Source organism: Streptomyces nidicola (assembly GCF_050106155.1).
In the GTDB taxonomy this organism is placed as follows: Bacteria; Actinomycetota; Actinomycetes; order Streptomycetales; family Streptomycetaceae; genus Streptomyces.
Genome location: NZ_JBNBPI010000001.1, coordinates 7,796,216 through 7,812,277 on the forward strand (window position 1 = coordinate 7,796,216; position 16,062 = coordinate 7,812,277).

Sequence of the window (16,062 nt, forward strand, 5' to 3'; positions counted from 1 at the left end):
TGGGGGTCCTGTGATGGCCACCTCGACCACTTCGCAACACGGCATGGGCGGCGCGAGGGAAGCGGCCGCCGGCGGGCTGACCATCTTCGCGGCGGTCATGCTCTTCATCGTGGGGACCATGGGCTTCTTCCGCGGTCTGATGGCGGTTCTGGAGGACAAGGTCTTCCTCAGCACGCCCGAGTACACCTTCCAGTTCGACCTCACGACCTGGGGCTGGATCCATCTGCTCCTCGGCATCGTCGCCGTGGTCGTCAGCTTCGGCCTGTTCGTCGCGATGAAGTGGGCCAGGGTGCTCGGCGTGGTCGTCGCCGTACTGGTCATGATCGGCAACTTCCTCTCCATCCCGTACTACCCCTTCTGGTCCCTGACGCTGATCGCGATGAACGCGCTCGTGATCTGGGGCCTGTGCGTGGTGAAGCGGGACACGCTGTAGTGACGGATCGGTGGGGCACGGACCGGGCAGGCTGAACGTGCGGCGGAGGTGATCTCGCGGTGCCCAAGTCCCTGCCGATGCCGCCAGGTGTGCGGACGCTGCGCAACTACCGGCGTTCCTGGCTGGTCAAGGATCTCGTCGCCGGCGTCGTCCTGACCACGCTGCTCGTGCCGCAGGGCATGGCGTACGCCGAGCTCGCCGGGCTGCCGGCGATCACCGGGCTCTATACGTCGGTGATGTGTCTGCTCGCGTACGCCGTCGCGGGGCCGTCCCGGATCCTCGTCCTCGGCCCGGACTCCTCGCTCGGGCCGATGATCGCGGCGACCGTCCTGCCGCTGGTCGCCTCGGGCGGCGACAGCGATCGAGCGGTCGCCCTCGCCTCGGTGCTCGCCCTGATGGTCGGGGCGATCACGATGCTGGCGGGCGTCGCGCGCCTGGGCTTCATCGCCGACCTCATCTCCAAGCCCACGATGATCGGCTACATGAACGGGCTCGCCCTGACCATCCTCATCGGCCAGCTTCCGAAGCTGTTCGGGTTCTCCACGGACGCGGACGGCCTGATCGATGAAGTCGACGCGCTGGTACGGGGGTTGGCCGACGGGGCGGCGGTGCCGGCGGCAGTGGCCGTGGGCGGCGGCTGCATCGCGCTCGTCGTGCTGTTGCAGCGGCTGCTTCCGAAGGTGCCCGCCGTCCTCGTGATGGTGGTGCTCGCCATCGGCGCGACCGTCGCGTTCGACCTCGGGGAGCACGGGGTGAAGCTGGTCGGCCGGCTGCCGAAGGGGCTGCCGCCGTTCACCGTCCCCGACATCCGCTGGGACGACCTCGGCCCGCTGTTCGTGGGCGCCCTCGGCATCGCCCTGGTCTCCCTCGCCGACACCATCTCCAACGCCACCGCGTTCGCGAACCGCACCGGCCAGGAGGTCCGCGGCAACGACGAGATGATCGCCATCGGCGCGGCGAACGCGGCCGCGGGTCTCTTCCAGGGCTTCCCCGTGAGCACCAGCGGATCGCGGACCGCGGTGGCCGAACGGGCGGGCGCCAAGACGCAGTTGACCGGTCTCGTGGGTGTGGCGCTGATCCTGCTGATGCTCGTCCTGCTGCCCGGCCTCTTCCGCAATCTGCCGCAGCCCGCGCTCGCCGCCGTCGTCATCACGGCGTCGCTCTCGCTGGCCGACCTCTCGGGCGCGGGGCGGCTGTGGCGGCAGCGCAAGGCCGAGTTCTGGCTGTGCATGGCCGCGTTCCTCGGCGTCGCGCTGCTCGGTGTGCTGCCCGGGATCGCGGTCGCGGTCGGCCTGTCGATCCTGAACGTCTTCCGGCGCGCGTGGTGGCCGTACAGCGCGGTGCTCGGGCGGGTGGCGGGGCTCGAGGGCTACCACGACGTGAGTTCGCATCCCGGCGCGCAGCTCCTGCCGGGGCTCGTGCTGCTGCGCTTCGACGCGCCACTGTTCTTCGCCAACGCGAAGTCGTTCCGCGACGAGGTGCGGGGGGCGGTACGCGAGGCGGTCGAGCCGCGGTGCGTGGTGGTTGCCGCGGAGCCGGTGACCGATGTGGACACGACCGCGGCGGATGTTCTGGAGGAGCTCCACGAGGCGCTGCGCGAGCGGGGGGTGGAGCTGGTGTTCGCCGAGATGAAGGACCCGGTGCGGCGGAAGATCGAGCGGTACGGGTTGGCCCGGACGTTCGGGCCGGAGGCGTTCCATCCCACGGTGGAGAGTGCGGTGGAGGCGTTTCGGGAGCGGGCGGGGGTGGAGTGGTCGGTTACGCCGGTAAGCCCCCGCGGCGATTGAGTGGCGGGGTCCGGGGGGCCCGGTTGCGGGGCTCTGCCCCGGGCCCCGCTCCTCAATCGCCGGAGGGGCTTAAGAGGCCGCCAGCAGGTGCGTTCCCCACGCCGGCAGGTCCACGTACAGCCCGCTCTCCAGGAGTTCCGCGCCCGCGCGTTCGTAGCGGTCCGTGCCGAGGAGGCTTGTCAACTGCCAGGTGTCCGGGCCCAGTTCGGACCACGGGAGGCGGATCCGGCCCTGTGCCCGGTGGTCGGAGAGGTTGACCACCGTCAGGAAGCGGCCCGCCGGACCCGTCCAGCACGACGCGACCAGCGCCTCCGCCGAGTCGTTGTCCGGCCAGCCCGCGCAGTCGAGGAGCCGCCAGCTCCCCGTGCGCATGCCGCTGACGTGCACGGCCGACAGCAGCCGCTCGTGGAAGGAGCGCAGCTCGTCGTCGGCCGGCTCCTCGGGGCGCCGGTCGAGGAACACCGGCAGCTGCACGCGGCGCCCCGTGAACTGACCCTCGTGCCACAGCGTCGCGCCGGGCAGCGTGGCGATCAGCGCGGCCGCCGCCCGCTCCTTGTCCGGGGCCAGGGTGTGCGCGGCCCGCGGTTCGTCGTGGTTCTCCAGGAAGCGGACGAGCCCGCGCTGGTACGTCACGTCGGCGTGCAGATGGGCCCGCACGGACGCGGCGTCGTGGGCGAGGATCCGGTCGTAGAGCCGCTTGTCGTAGCAGAAGTCGAAGCCCTGCTGCTGGAGCGTCCATTCGAGGTCCCAGTACGCCTCCGCGGCGAAGATCATGTCCGGGCGCTCGCGGTGCACCGCGCCGATCACCTCGACCCAGAACTCCTCCGAGGGACGCTTCCCGGCCCGCTCGCCCCAGGTGCGCTCGAAGACGTCGTTCGTCATGAGCATCGCCATGTCGCAGCGCACGCCATCGCAGAACCGGCCGATGTGGTCGAGGATCTCGATGGTCGAGCGCCGCAACTCCGGTGCGAACGCGTTGAGTTGGACGACGTCGGGCCACGGCGGGAAGAACGGGTCCCGGCCCCGCGCGAGCACCGCGCGCCCTGTGTCGAGGAAGCCGTCCGGGTCCCGCCGCAGGTCCTCGGCGTCGCCGCCCACGAACAGCTGCGGGTACTCGCCCACCCACGGGTTGTCGGGCGCCACATGGTTCGGCACGTAGTCGAGCAGCAGCCCCACGCCGCGGCGGTCCAGTTCGGCGCGCGCCGCGGTGAGGCCGACGGCCCCGCCGAGCGCCCCGTCCACCTCGTAACGGCGGATGCAGTACGGGGAGCCCGCGATGTCCTGCTCGCCGATGCCGGGGACGGCCGCCTGGAACGCGGCCCGCAGCGAAGGGTTCTGGAGGGCGATGGCGCGCCCCTGCGGGCTGCGTTCCCACACGCCCATCAGCCAGACGACATCGACTCCGGACGGGGTGATCTCGTCCCAGATGTCCTTGGGCACGTCCGCGAGGCCGATCTCGCGGCCGAGCCTGCGTCCCGTCTCCCGCAGCCACACACGGGTGTTGACCTCGTGGATCACGGGCTGTGCCGGCAAAGCGGCCATCGCTGCTACCTCCTGGTGGTGCGCGGTCGGAAGGCGTCGGGGCCGAGCGTGCCGAAGATCTTCGTCAGGGCCGCCACGAGCCCCGTCCACCCCGTCTGGTGCGAGGCGCCGATGCCGGCCCCGTTGTCGCCGTGGAAGTACTCGTAGAAGGAGATGAGGTCGCGCCAGTGCGGGTCGTCACGGAAGAGCGCCTGCCCGCCGTACACCGGGCGGTTCCCTTCCTCGTCGCGCAGGAAGATGCGGCCGAGCCGCGTGGAGATCTCCTCCGCGACCTCGAAGAGGTTCATGCGCACCCCGGAGCCCGTCGGGCACTCGACCGTGAGCTCGTCGCCGTAGAAGCCGTACAGATGCAGCAGCGACCGGATGACGAGGGCGTTCATCGGCATCCACACCGGGCCGCGCCAGTTGGAGTTCCCACCGAACATGCCGGTGTCGGACTCGGCGGGCAGATAGCCGACCGTGTACTCCTGCCCGTGCACCGTGAACGTGTAGGGGTTCTTCTCGTGGTACTTGGACAGCGCCCTGATCCCGTACGGGCTGAGGAACTCGTCCTCCGACAGCACCCGGGACAGGACGCGCACCAGCTTCTTCTCGTCGACGACGGACAGGAGCCGGGGCCCGCCCGCCTTCCCGGCCTGGGCCTGCGACAGCGTCACGGACAGGGACGGATGGCGCGATGCGAACCGCCGCAAGCGCTCACCGAGGCCGTCGAGGCGCTCCAGCTGCTGCGGCTGGAAGACGGTGGACGCGCACAGCGGCAGCAGGCCGACCATCGAGCGGACCTTCAGCCGCACCGCCTCCCCGTCGGGCAGCCGCAGCACGTCGTAGAAGAACCCGTCCTCCTCGTCCCAGAGTTCGTCGCCGAGGTCGCCGAGCCGGTCCATGGACGCGGAGATCCACAGATAGTGCTCGACGAACTTCAGGACCAGGTCGTCGTACGACTCGTTCTGCTCGACGAGTTCGAGGGCGATCTGCAGCATCGACTGGCAGTACAGGGCCATCCACGCCGTGCCGTCGGCCTGTTCCAGGGAGCCGCCGGTGGGCAGGGGCGCGCTGCGGTCGAAGACGCCGATGTTGTCGAGGCCGAGGAAGCCGCCCTGGAAGACATTGCGGCCGGTCGGGTCCTTGCGGTTGACCCACCAGGTGAAGTTCGTCAGGAGCTTTTGGAAGGTGTTCTCCAGGAACGCGTGATCGGCGTGGCCGGTGGTCTGCTTCTCCACCGTGTACACGAAGTAGGCGGCCCAGGCGTGCACCGGCGGATTGACGTCGCCGAAGCTCCACTCGTAGGCCGGGATCTGCCCGTTGGGGTGCTGGAAGGAGTCCCGCAGCAGGAGTTCGATCTGCTGCTTGGCGAAGTCGATGTCGACGACGGACAGGGCCACCGCGTGGAAGGCGAGGTCCCAGGCCGCGAACCACGGGTACTCCCACTTGTCCGGCATGGACACGATGTCGTCGCTGACCATGTGGAACCACTCGCGATTGCGCACGCCGGGCCGCGGCATGCTCCACGGCGTCATGTTGTGCTCGGCGAGCCACGTCTCCAGGTCGAACGAGTAGTACTGCTTGGACCACAGCATCCCGGCGAGCGCCTGCCGCATCACCCGCGCCTCGTCCTCACCCGTGTTCTTCGGCGTCAACTCCCGGTAGAAAGCGTCCGCTTCGGCGATCCGGTCGCGGAACACCGAGTCGAAGCCGCGGGCCAGGGAGAGCTGGGCACCGGCGGGCCCGAGACGCAGCCGCAACGTCTCGGACCCGCCGGCGGGCACGGTGAGCATGTGGTGGGCGGCGGCCTTCGTGCCCTGGTGCGCCGGATCGACGGCCCCCTCTTCGCCCTCGATCACGTACCGGCCGATGCCGTCCTTGACGTAGGGGGAGGCATTGGGCGAGCCGAACAGCCGCTCGCTGTTGGTCTCGTTCTCCGTGAACAGCAGCTCGGCCGAGGCGTCGCAGCGCAGGTCGTAGCTGCCGAGCTCCGGGTGGTCGGCGCGGATCGTGCGCGTGGAGCGCGAGCCCTCGGCCGCCCGCAGCACCGGCTTCTGCGTCGCGGCGGAGTGCTCGCCCCACGACCAGGTGTTGCGGAACCACAGCGTCGGCAGCACGTGCAGCGTCGCCTCTTCAGGGCCCCGGTTGTCGACGGTGATCCGCATCAGGATGTCGTCGTGGTCCGCCTTGGCGTACTCCACCGTCACGTCGAAGTACCGCTGCTCGGCGAAGATCCCGGTGTCTAGCAGCTCGTACTCGAACTCCTGCCGGGAACGCCCGCCGTTGACGGCCACGAGGTCGTTGTACGGGTACGGGGCCTGCGGATACTTGTACAGGTACTTCAGGTAGGAGTTGCTGGGCGTGGCGTCGAGGTAGAAGTAGTACTCCTTGACGTCCTCGCCGTGGTTGCCCTCCGCGTTGGTCAGGCCGAAGGCGCGCTCCTTGAGGATGGGGTCGCGGCCGTTCCACAGGGCGACCGCGAGACATAGCCGCTGCTTGTCGTCGCAGAGCCCGCCGAGCCCGTCCTCGCCCCACCGGTAGGCGCGCGAACGGGCGTGGTCGTGCGGGAAGTACGACCACGCGTCGCCGCCCGGGCTGTAGTCCTCGCGCACCGTTCCCCACTGCCGCTCGCTCAGGTACGGGCCCCACAGGCGCGAGCGTCCGCTTCCGTCGCCGGTCGGCCCGACGCGCGATTCCTTCTTCATGTGAACCCTCCACGTGCTCCTGGGTCAGCCCGGGGCGCCAGTCTCGGCAGGGGGTCGCGGGGTCGCCTCACCTTCCGGGGGTGAGCTCCCGGCGCGGGCCGCGAGCGTGACCGCGATCTCGTAGGCGGCGAGCAGCACGGCGATGACGAGCAGCGCGGTCCACGACGACAGCAGGATCGAGACCAGGGCCGCCACGACGGCCCCGCCGACACGCAGTACGTCCACGTGCCGGGCCAGCCAAGGCCTCAACTGCCGGTCCTTTCCCAGGTGTTCGCTCGCCCTCGCGACCCCGTGGCCCGTGGCACGGGCGCCCTGCGCGGTCCACCTGCGCAGCGCGGACGGCAGCCGTCCGGGGCCGATCAGATAGCAGAGGACGGCGATGGCGACGCCGAGCCACAGCAGTTGGTCGCCCCGTTCCCGCAGCGTCGTGAAGACGGTGAACAGTGCCGAGCGCAGTCCGTCGCGGTAGACGCCCTCCGGCATCTGGCCGAGCAACTGGTCGCGTACGCCGCGTAGTACGGCCGTCAGCACCGTGACCGACACGACCAGCCACAGGCCGAGCTGGAGCAGGGTGCGGCGCCGGTTCGGCGACACCCACAGGGAGAGGGCGAGGAGGACCGGGACGGCGATCAGCAGACCGACGACGGCCTTCTTGAACAGCAGGACCGCGTCCTGGAGCCCGCCGAGCTCGTGCCGGTTGTAGAGGCGGATCTGCGCGAAGTTCTCCGGCAGGTCCCTCCCGATCGCCTTCTCGATCCGCTGGTGCAGACCGGGCGGCAGCTCCCCGGAGGACAGCGTCGGAAGGCTGATCTTCTTGCCGAAGACGGACGGCAGTTCGGTCTCCAGGGCGCCCAGCAGATTGTTGACCACGGGCAGCAGGTTGAGCGTGACCGTGTCGCCCTTCACCTTGATGTTCTCGTTGCGTTTCTCCAGGAGGGCGACGATGCGCTCGTGCGCGAACCGGTTCGTGGTCCGCCACAGCTCCTGGAACCGCTCGTTCGCGATCAGCTCCGAGATCTTCTTGTGCATGAAGTCGTGCACGGCACCCGTCACCGGGCCGGCCAGGAACGAGGCGCGCGGCGGCAGCGCGTCGGACAGCCGCTGCTCCACGTCGAGCTGGTTGAAGATCTCGTCCGCCAGGTACTTGGAGACCGCGGCGTTCACCTTCGGGTCCTCGGGCAACGAGCCCACCGTGGAGACCCAGCGGTCCGTGTTCAGGGTGGTCCGCGAACCCCACACGCCGACCACGGAGGTGACCGCGAGCACCGCGACGAGCGCGATCAGGATCGCGGCGATCGTGCGCCGCACCGCGAACGTCCGGGCGTGGCGCCTGCGCTGGGTGCCGGCGCGATCGCGCAGTACCTCGACCTCGGCGCGCAGCCGTTCCAGTTCCGAATCGGTGGCGGACGGTGGGCCGGACGCGGCTTCGCCGGGTCCTGGGGCCTGTTCATCGCTCATGGCGTGGCACCTCCAGCGGCCAGCGTCGCCGCGGTCCGCGCCCGGTTGCTCACCTGCGGCGGGTGACGCGTGGCGCGGGCGGCGACGATGTGATGCCGGTGGAGATTCCGTCGACAGTCGGAGGGAGACGCCATGGCGGTCATCGGACCGGTGCAGCTGCTCACCATCGAGTTCGGGCCCGACGCCAAGTTCGAGGGGCGCATCGTTGAGGAACTGGCGATTCTCGAGGCGAAGGAACAGATCCGCGTCCTCGATGTGCTCTTCGTCAGCAAGGAGCCCGGTGGTGGCCTGTTCTCCCTCGACTTCCAGCAGGAGGGGATGGGTGAGACCGTCGCCGCGCTGCTCGGCATCTCCCGGGAGCGGATCCGCGCCGTGCGGGACGCGTATCCGAGCATGGCCGAGGGCAACGCGTTCGGGCTGAGCACCGGCGACATCAGGGAGATGGCCGAGGCCCAGGACCCGGGCACGTCGGCGGCGTACATCCTGCTCGAACACGTCTGGGCGAAGCAGCTGCGCAAGGCGGTCAGGGACGCGGGCGGGGTGCCCGTCGCCGAGGGCTTCCTCACCGAGGAGGCCCTGGAGCCCGTGGCCGTCGAACTCGCCGCCGCGGCCGAGCGCCTGGGCGATCCGGCCGCCCCCGGACCCACTCCCGTACCCAAACCCGGCAACCGTCCCAGGAGGACCTGATGGCCGAACTCGTCGTACTCGGATTCTCGGACAAGGAAAAGGCCGAATCGGTGCTGCGCCTGGCCGGCGAACTGTCCCGGCAGGAACTGCTCGAGCTCGAGGACGCCGTGGTGGCCTGGCGCACCATGGACGGAAAACTGCACGTCCACCAGACGCACAGCACCACCGGAGCGGGCGCGGCGGGCGGCGCCCTGTGGGGCGCGCTGTTCGGAATGCTCTTCCTGATGCCCGTGTTCGGCGCCGCCGTGGGCGCGGCCACCGGAGCCGCCGCGGGCAAGCTCACCGACATCGGCATCAACGACGCCTTCGTCAAGGAGACCGCACGCGCCCTCGAACCCGGTCGCGCCGCCCTCTTCACGCTCGTCAGGCGCACCACACCCGACCGGGTGCAGGACGCGCTGCGCCCCTTCGCTCCCACCGTGATCCACACCTCTCTCACCAAGGACCGGGAGGAGGAGCTGGTCGAGGCTCTCCAGTCCAAGTAGTCGCCGGACGGCCCACAGGGCCCCCTCGTTGTCGACGCGCCGTCTCACACCGGAACTTCACCCGGGTGAGATGGCGCTTGGCATGTGCCGGACGCAGTGCCCCCGCCCCCACACTTGCCGCAACGGAGCGGGTCCACTGCGCTGCGAGAGCGAGGGGGCACCATGGCCGAGGGGTCACACCGCACACCGGACGGCGAAACAGGCGCGGAGCAGAGCGACTCCGTGCCCGCGCTGCCCGGCTGGATCGTGCCGCGCCCCCGCCTCACCGACCAACTGGCCAGGGGCGTGCGGGGCCCGCTCACCGTGGTGGTCGGCCCCGTGGGCGCGGGCAAGACGGCCCTCGCCCTGGAGTGGGCGCACACCCGGCGCCCGCCCTGGCCGCTCGCCTGGGTCACCTGTGACGGGCCCGCCGAGCACCCCGGCGTGTTCTGGCAGCGGGTGTTCGGCGCGCTGCACGCCGCGGGCGTCGCGGTACCCGAACCGGCCGCGAGCGACGACGGTCCGCTGCTCGTCGCGACCCTCGCGACCTGCCTGAACGGACAGCCGGAGCCGTCGGTCCTCGTCCTCGACGACTTCCAGCCCGCCCTCGACTCACCGATCGCCCGCGGCGTCACGCACCTGCTGCGGCACGCCCCCGACAAGCTGCGCCTCGTGGTGCTCGCCCGCCGCGACCCGCCCCTGCACCTGTACCGCGGGCGGCTCACCAGCGAGGTCGCCGAAGTACGCACCGCGGACCTCGCCTTCGACGACCGGGAGGCGACGGCCCTCCTGGCCCAGCACGGCATCGACGTGACGAAGCAGACGGTGAGCACCCTGCGGCGGCGCGCGGACGGCTGGGCCGCGGGCCTTCGGCTCGCCGCGATGTCCATGGAGCGGCGCGGCGACCCCGAACGGTTCGTGGCGGAGCTCGCGGGGGACGACGAGGCGATCTCCAGCTATCTGGTCGAGGAGGTGCTCGACCAGCAGTCGCCCGGCATGCGCAGACTGCTCCTGACGACGAGCATCCTGGACCGGGTGAACGCCGAGCTGGCCGCCGAACTCGCGGGCGACACCGACGGCGCCCTGTTCGCGGGACTCGTCAGGGAGAACTCCTTCCTGCGGCCCGTGGGGCAGGGCTGGTACCGCTGCCACCAGATGTTCGCCGACGTGCTGCGCACCTGCCTGCGGCACGAGACGCCCGGACTCGTGGCGCCCCTGCACCGCACGGCCGCGGCGTGGCTCGCCGGGTGCGGTCTGCTCGCCGACGCCGTACGGCACCTGTTCGCCGCGGGCGACGGGGACGAGGCGGCCCGGCTCATCGTCCACCACCTCGCGATCGGGCAGGTGCTCGGCCTGGCCAGGACCCGGCTGCCCGTCGACACGGGCCGGCACCCGCCCGACGAACCGCCCGCCGAGGAACCGGAGTCCGCGCTGCTCGCGGCGGCCGTCGCAAGGACCCGCAGGGACGACCAGGCGTGCACCAGGAACCTGGAACGGGCCGCCGAACTCCTCGACCGGCTGCCGCAGGGCGAGGACGACCGCGCCGCACGGTGCCGGCTCACCCACGGCGTGATCCGGATGGCACGGCTGCGCGGCCACGATCCGCGCCGCGCGGGGGCCGCCGCGGCCGACGCGGAGGCGGCGGCACCGCACGTGCCGCACGCCCTGCTGGCCGAGCGCCCCGAGATCCCGGCCCTCATCCTGACCGTGCGGGGCGGCGGAGAGCTGCGGGCCGGCAGCCTGAAGGCCGCCCAGGCGTCCCTCACCCGGGGGCTCAAGGCCGCGAGCGCCGCGGGCAACGGCGCGCTGCGCCGGGACTGCCTCGTCGAACTCGCGCTCCTGGAGGCACTGCGCGGCCGCTTCCGGGCCGCGGACGAACTCACCGCCCAGGCCGTCCAGCCGCCGATGCCGCCGTGGACCGCGGGCGAGCCCTCGCGCGCCACCCTGCACCTGGTGCGTGCCTGGGGCGCCCTGGCCCGCGGCGAGCCCGTCCGGGCCCGCCACGAACTCGCGCACAGCGAAGGGGCGTTGGGGAAATCCTCCGACACGTTCCTCGCCGAGATCGGCGGGATCGTCGCCCGGATCGCGAGCACGGTGGAGCGCGGGGGCCGGGGCGCGGACGCCGTCGCGAACGCGGTGACGGTGTCCCGGCTGCCGCAGACGGTGCAGCGCACGGTCGCGCCCACCTGCGCCCGGCTGCTGAACCCCGCGCAGCCGCACCGCGCCCACGCCGCCGCGCCGCCCGAGCGGGACCCGCTCGCGCAGGTTCCCGCCGAGCGGCTCAGCGCACGCGAACGCGATGTCCTCGGCCGGCTCGCGCAGATGATGACCACCGAAGAGATCGCGGACGAGCTCTACCTCTCGGTCAACACGGTGAAGACACACCTCAAGAGCGTCTACCGCAAACTGGCCGTGTCCCGCCGCTCGGCGGCGGTCCGCCGGGCCCGCGAGCTCCAGATCCTGTGAGCGCGCCGGGCCCAGGGCCTGTCGTGTGGATCAGATCCTGGCCGCGCCCCGGACGAGCCCCAACTCCCGCGCCCGGACCAGCGCTTCGGCCCGCGAGCGCGCGCCCAGCTTCCGGTACACGGCACGCGTGTGGCTCTTGACCGTGTTGTACGAGACGTAGAGTTCGTCGGCGATCTGCCGCAGCGGAACCTCCTCCTGCAACTGTTGGAGCACGGCGAGTTCGCGGCCGGTGAGCCGCTGCGGCGACGGCGGTGTTCCGTTCCTCAGTGGGACCGGCGAGGCCGGTGAGACCTGTGGGACGGGTGCCGGCACCGCGGCGAGCGCGTCCGAGGCCCGGTGCACCAGCGCACCGGCGGTCCGCGGATCCGCCACGTCCCCCGCGATCTCCACGAGGACCCCGGCGATCCACATCAGACAGGTCGTCAGAGCGGCGTCGGCCGCCGCCGTACCTTCCTGGTCGAGCGAGCAGAGCTGGAGGCGCAGCGCGGACGCGCGCCCCGTGTTTCCCGGATCTTCGACCGTGCGTGGGCACAGTGCTGTGGGCATGCCCCTCACCTCCCCATGTGGAGGGCATCACCCCACCACGGTGGGGCCCGCGCGACCCGGGCGGAAGGGGTCTTCCGCGCCGTTTTCCGGGAGGTTCGGCCCATTGCGCGGCCGAAAGGGGCTGTGTTGGCGGCTACTCTCTCGGGTCCCGCGGCCCGGGGAGCCGGCGGACCTCGAGGAGTTCGAGGCCGAGGCCCTGGATGCGGTCGAGGATCCCGTACAGGGCGGCCTGGTCGAGTCCCGCGCCGACCAGCACCGTCTCGGCGGGGCGCAGCACGACCGTCAGCTCGCCGAATGCCGACCGGAAGGCGTCCCCGAGCCTGCCCCTGACGCGGATCTCGAAGTCGCTGCCTCCGGAGGGCGTTCCGGCCCGATCGGGTCCCGGACCCGTGTGTGACCCGCCCATGACGTCACCTCCAGTGCGAGCATCACCCCGCGTGCCATTGTCCCGGCGGACGCACGGCCCTGGGCATCACCTCGGACGGGTGACAGCGGCGCGTGGGGCGGGGCTCATCCGCTGCGGGTGAACCGGGCCGGGCGGCGTCGGCCGCATGCTCCGGGTCCATCGGCTCACGCGGCCATCGAGCCGGGGCCGTCGAGGAGGAGGTTCGACATGACCGAGCAGATGTCGCCGGGCCCGGCTCCCTCCGGCCCATCCGGCGCGCCCGACCCGCCGCCGCGCGTCAACGTGGGTGTCGTCGGGGGAGTCGTCTTCGCCGCGTTCGTGATGGGCATCATCGGCGCCTATCACGCGATCGCCGGCCTGGCCGCGATACTCAACGAGAACTTCTCCCAAGCGCAGGACGACTACGCGTTCGACTTTGACGTCAACGCCCGCGGCTGGGTGCAGATGATCACCGGGGTCATCGTCTTCGCCGCGGCGGTCAGCCTCTTCAGCGGGCGCACCTGGGCGCGGATCGTCGTCATGATCATCGCTGCGACGAGCGCGCTGGAGAACTTCTTCTTCACCCCGTACCAGCCCGTGTGGTCGGCGATCCTCATCGCCCTCGACATCCTCGTGATCTGGTCGCTCGCCATGTACGGACACCGTGAGGCGCACAAGGTCTACGGGGCGCCGCTCTAGCCCAACATGACCTGCGGTGACGGTCCCCAGCTGCTCACGGCCGCCCTACCGTCAGCGCAAGGCCCGTGATGCCGCGCCAGTCCAGCGGCGGGCGTTCCCGGTACGTTCCCGGGCGCTGCCTCGGCACGATCACCCGCAGCGCGCCGGGGCGCACCTCGATGCGGACGGGGACGTCCATGCGCACCGCCTCGCCGTCGAGGCCGACGGGGATCGAGTCCTGGTCGGCGTCGACGACCACCGAGGAGGCGGTCCGCGTCGTCACGCCGGCTGACCGGCTGCCCCGCAGCAGCCCCGCGGCCTGCGCGGCGCTCGTGACCCGCACGCCGACGCAGCCGAGGATCCCGCCGTCGAGGCGGGTGCGCCGACCGAGGCCCGCGATGTCCCGCGCGCCGTACGGGTTGTTGCTCACCAACAGGGCCTGCGGGTCCGCGACTTCGTGCTCGTCGACCCGTGCCGTCAGCTCCGCGCCCTTGTGCCGGGCGAGCAGATCGGGCAGCAGATCGAGGGTGGTACGGGTCTTGCCGTCGCGGTAGGCGGGGCTCTGCACCACCTCGGCGTAGGCCCCGAACGAGACGTTGTTGACGAACGGGAGGCCGCCCGCCCGGCCCAGGTCGACCCGCAGCTCCACGCCGTCGGCCAGCGCGTCCAGCGCCTTCGACGGGTCCTCGCGGTCAAGGCCCAGGTCGAGGGCGAAGTGGTTGCGGGTCCCTGCGGGGATCACCAGGAACGGCAGGCCGAGTTCGGCGGCGACGTCGGCGACGAGGGCCTGCGTGCCGTCGCCGCCCGCGACGCCGAGGAGATCCGCCCCCGCGGCGGCGCGGGCGCGGGCCAGCGCCGCCACGTCCACCTGCTCGGGGCCCTCCAACAGCACGACGTCGGCGCCCAGTTGCTCGGCCCTCGCGCGCAGCCCGAAGCGGTCGACCTTCCCGCCGCCCGAGCGCGGATTCATGATCAGCACCGGCCGGTGGACCGCCGGCGCAGCCGTCTCGGGCATCGGGGCGGGGGACGAGCGCGGCCCCAGCGCCGCCCGGCCCGCGGCCGCGGCGAGCAGCCACAGGCCGCCCGACACCAGCACCACCCACACCAGGTGCCCGCGGGCGTACTCGACCACCACCCAGACCGGCGCGGCGAGCGCCAGGAGCAGCGCGAGATACCGCGCGGGGCCCCGCCTGCTGAGCACCCACCACACGGCGGCGGCCGTGACCGCCGTCCCCAGGATCCCCGCGCCCAGCAGCGCGAAGGTCCGCAGCCCCGCGAAGACGGCCAGGACCAGCACGGCGGCCGCCGCTGCGGCCAACGACCCGCGCGCCAGCCACCGTTGCCCCCGCTGCCGTGTCGTCCGCCGGTGTTTCGTCGGTTCCATGGCCGACAGTCTGCGACCGGGAGAGCCCCGGGAACTCACCCCCGGGAGGCGACCTCACACCGGCGGGGTGACGTCGCGGCGCCCGGCCCGGCGCACGGTGTGCACAGCCGCACAGTCAGGAAAGGGAGCTCCGCCATGACCGAGACGACGAGCAGGCGCCGCACCGCGCGCGAGCGGGCGAGCACGGGCAGGTCCGCGAGGTCCCGGGTCCCGCGCTCCGGACACGACGCCTACACCCCCGCCGCCGACCGCCCCGATCCCGTCGACATCCTGGAGAAGCAGTCGGCGAGCAGGCTCCAGGAGCTGATCCCGATCCGCTACGGGCGCATGCTGGAGTCGCCGTTCCGGTTCTTCCGGGGCGCGGCCGCGATCATGGCGTCCGATCTGGCGCACACCCCGGTCACCGGCATGCGCGCCCAACTGTGCGGAGACGCCCACCTGTTGAACTTCCGGCTGCTCGCCTCCCCGGAGCGGCACCTGATGTTCGACGTCAACGACTTCGACGAGACGCTGCGCGGGCCGTGGGAGTGGGACGTCAAGCGGCTCGCCGCCAGCCTCGTCATCGCGGGTCGCGGCAACGGCTTCGGCCGCACGGAGCGGGAGCGCGTCGTGCAGATCATGGCGGCCTCGTACCGGCAGTCGATGGAGCGGTTCGCCGGGATGCGCACGCTCGACGTGTGGTACTCGCGGATCGAGGCGGACGAGCTGTACGCCACGGTGTCCGCGAAGCTGGACGGCCGCACCAGGCGGCGCATGTCGCATGCGCTCGGCAAGGCCCGCAGCCACGACCACATCCAGGCCCTGGACAAGCTCGCCCACGTCGTCGACGGGGAACTGCGCATCGCCGCCGATCCGCCCCTGATCACCCCGCTCGACCAGCTACTGCCGGGCGTCGAACGCAAGCAGCTGGAAGCGCAGTTGATGGACCTGATCGAGCGGTACGCGCGCACGCTCAGCGCGGAACGCAGGGCGCTGCTCTCCCAGTACCAGGTCGTCGACATGGCGCGCAAAGTGGTCGGCGTGGGCAGTGTGGGCACCCGCTGCTGGATCATTCTGCTGCTCGGCCGCGATGACCGGGATCCGCTGTTGTTGCAGGCGAAGGAGGCGGGGACGTCCGTGCTCGCGGAATTCGCGGGGCAGAGCGACCACGACAATCAGGGGGAACGCGTCGTCGTCGGGCAGCGCCTCATGCAGGCGGCCGGTGACATGTTCCTCGGCTGGGAGCGGGTGGAAGGGATCGACGGGGAGCAACGCGACTTCTACGTACGGCAGTTGAGGGACTGGAAGGTGATTCCGCAGGCGGACCTGATGACCCCGCGCGTCATGGGCCTGTTCGGCCGGGCGTGCGGCGCGACGCTGGCCCGCGCCCACGCCCGTTCCGGTGACCGTGTCGCCCTCGCCGCCTACCTGGGCCGCTCCGACCGCTTCGACCAGGCGCTCGCCCGCTTCGCGGAGGCCTACGCCGACCAGAACGAGCGGGACCACGAGGCGCTGGCCGCGGCCGCGCGGGACGGCAGGGTGACGGTGGCCTCAGCCTGAGCTTGA

At 71.6% G+C, this 16,062-nt stretch carries 13 protein-coding genes; 7 read left to right on the top strand and 6 right to left on the bottom strand.

The features are described from left to right. The first annotated feature begins 13 nt into the window (after positions 1-13). Both ACOKM3_RS35230 and ACOKM3_RS35235 read left to right on the top strand, forming a co-directional pair. Positions 14-433 (top strand): DUF7144 family membrane protein, encoded by a 420-nt coding sequence (locus ACOKM3_RS35230; protein WP_327654669.1) that lies wholly within the window; start codon positions 14-16, stop codon positions 431-433. Between the two features lie 77 nt (positions 434-510). Next, positions 511-2,220: a SulP family inorganic anion transporter gene (locus ACOKM3_RS35235; protein ID WP_426906978.1), complete on the top strand. Its 1,710-nt coding sequence runs from the start codon at positions 511-513 to the stop codon at positions 2,218-2,220. Positions 2,221-2,289: 69 nt separating this feature from the next. Here the strand turns inward: ACOKM3_RS35235 and ACOKM3_RS35240 are convergent, their stop codons facing one another. The 3 genes from ACOKM3_RS35240 to ACOKM3_RS35250 are packed head-to-tail and all read right to left on the bottom strand — an operon-like array spanning position 2,290 to position 7,907. After that, complete coding sequence (locus ACOKM3_RS35240; RefSeq protein WP_426905284.1) at positions 2,290-3,762, bottom strand: alpha-amylase family protein; 1,473 nt, start codon at positions 3,760-3,762, stop codon at positions 2,290-2,292. Between the two features lie 5 nt (positions 3,763-3,767). Then, complete coding sequence (locus ACOKM3_RS35245) at positions 3,768-6,449, bottom strand: MGH1-like glycoside hydrolase domain-containing protein (protein WP_426905285.1); 2,682 nt, start codon at positions 6,447-6,449, stop codon at positions 3,768-3,770. 24 nt (positions 6,450-6,473) lie between these two features. Next, on the bottom strand, positions 6,474-7,907 hold the full coding sequence (locus ACOKM3_RS35250) for a hypothetical protein (RefSeq protein WP_426905286.1): 1,434 nt from the start codon (positions 7,905-7,907) through the stop codon (positions 6,474-6,476). 132 nt (positions 7,908-8,039) lie between these two features. On the opposite strand from ACOKM3_RS35250, the gene ACOKM3_RS35255 reads away from it, so the two are divergent. The 3 genes from ACOKM3_RS35255 to ACOKM3_RS35265 all read left to right on the top strand — a co-directional run bounded on the left by ACOKM3_RS35255 (position 8,040) and on the right by ACOKM3_RS35265 (position 11,524). Continuing rightward, positions 8,040-8,594: a DUF1269 domain-containing protein gene (locus tag ACOKM3_RS35255; RefSeq protein WP_426905287.1), complete on the top strand. Its 555-nt coding sequence runs from the start codon at positions 8,040-8,042 to the stop codon at positions 8,592-8,594. Then, entirely contained in the window at positions 8,594-9,079 is a 486-nt protein-coding gene (locus tag ACOKM3_RS35260) for a DUF1269 domain-containing protein (protein ID WP_426905288.1), read from the top strand. Before ACOKM3_RS35255 ends, ACOKM3_RS35260 begins: the two co-directional genes overlap by 1 nt. A 162-nt stretch (positions 9,080-9,241) precedes the next feature. Then, the gene (locus tag ACOKM3_RS35265) at positions 9,242-11,524 is read left to right on the top strand and encodes a LuxR C-terminal-related transcriptional regulator (RefSeq protein WP_426905289.1); all 2,283 of its coding nucleotides are present in this window, start codon (positions 9,242-9,244) and stop codon (positions 11,522-11,524) included. Positions 11,525-11,554: 30 nt separating this feature from the next. On the opposite strand, the gene ACOKM3_RS35270 is transcribed toward ACOKM3_RS35265, so the two are convergent. Together ACOKM3_RS35270 and ACOKM3_RS35275 are read right to left on the bottom strand one after the other, a co-directional pair. Beyond that, entirely contained in the window at positions 11,555-12,070 is a 516-nt protein-coding gene (locus ACOKM3_RS35270; RefSeq protein ID WP_426905290.1) for a helix-turn-helix transcriptional regulator, read from the bottom strand. Positions 12,071-12,203: 133 nt separating this feature from the next. Next, positions 12,204-12,476, bottom strand: coding sequence for a hypothetical protein (locus ACOKM3_RS35275; RefSeq protein ID WP_426905291.1), 273 nt, complete (start codon positions 12,474-12,476; stop codon positions 12,204-12,206). 207 nt (positions 12,477-12,683) lie between these two features. Between ACOKM3_RS35275 and ACOKM3_RS35280 the strand changes: the two genes are divergently transcribed. Next, positions 12,684-13,154, top strand: a complete 471-nt coding sequence (locus tag ACOKM3_RS35280; protein WP_426905292.1) for a DUF7144 family membrane protein — start codon at positions 12,684-12,686, stop codon at positions 13,152-13,154. A 34-nt stretch (positions 13,155-13,188) separates the two neighbouring features. On the opposite strand, the gene ACOKM3_RS35285 is transcribed toward ACOKM3_RS35280, so the two are convergent. Next, positions 13,189-14,517, bottom strand: a complete 1,329-nt coding sequence (locus tag ACOKM3_RS35285) for a diacylglycerol/lipid kinase family protein (protein WP_426905294.1) — start codon at positions 14,515-14,517, stop codon at positions 13,189-13,191. A gap of 135 nt (positions 14,518-14,652) precedes the next feature. Between ACOKM3_RS35285 and ACOKM3_RS35290 the strand changes: the two genes are divergently transcribed. Then, the gene (locus ACOKM3_RS35290) at positions 14,653-16,056 is read left to right on the top strand and encodes a DUF2252 domain-containing protein (RefSeq protein ID WP_426905295.1); all 1,404 of its coding nucleotides are present in this window, start codon (positions 14,653-14,655) and stop codon (positions 16,054-16,056) included. Positions 16,057-16,062: the final 6 nt, after the last annotated feature.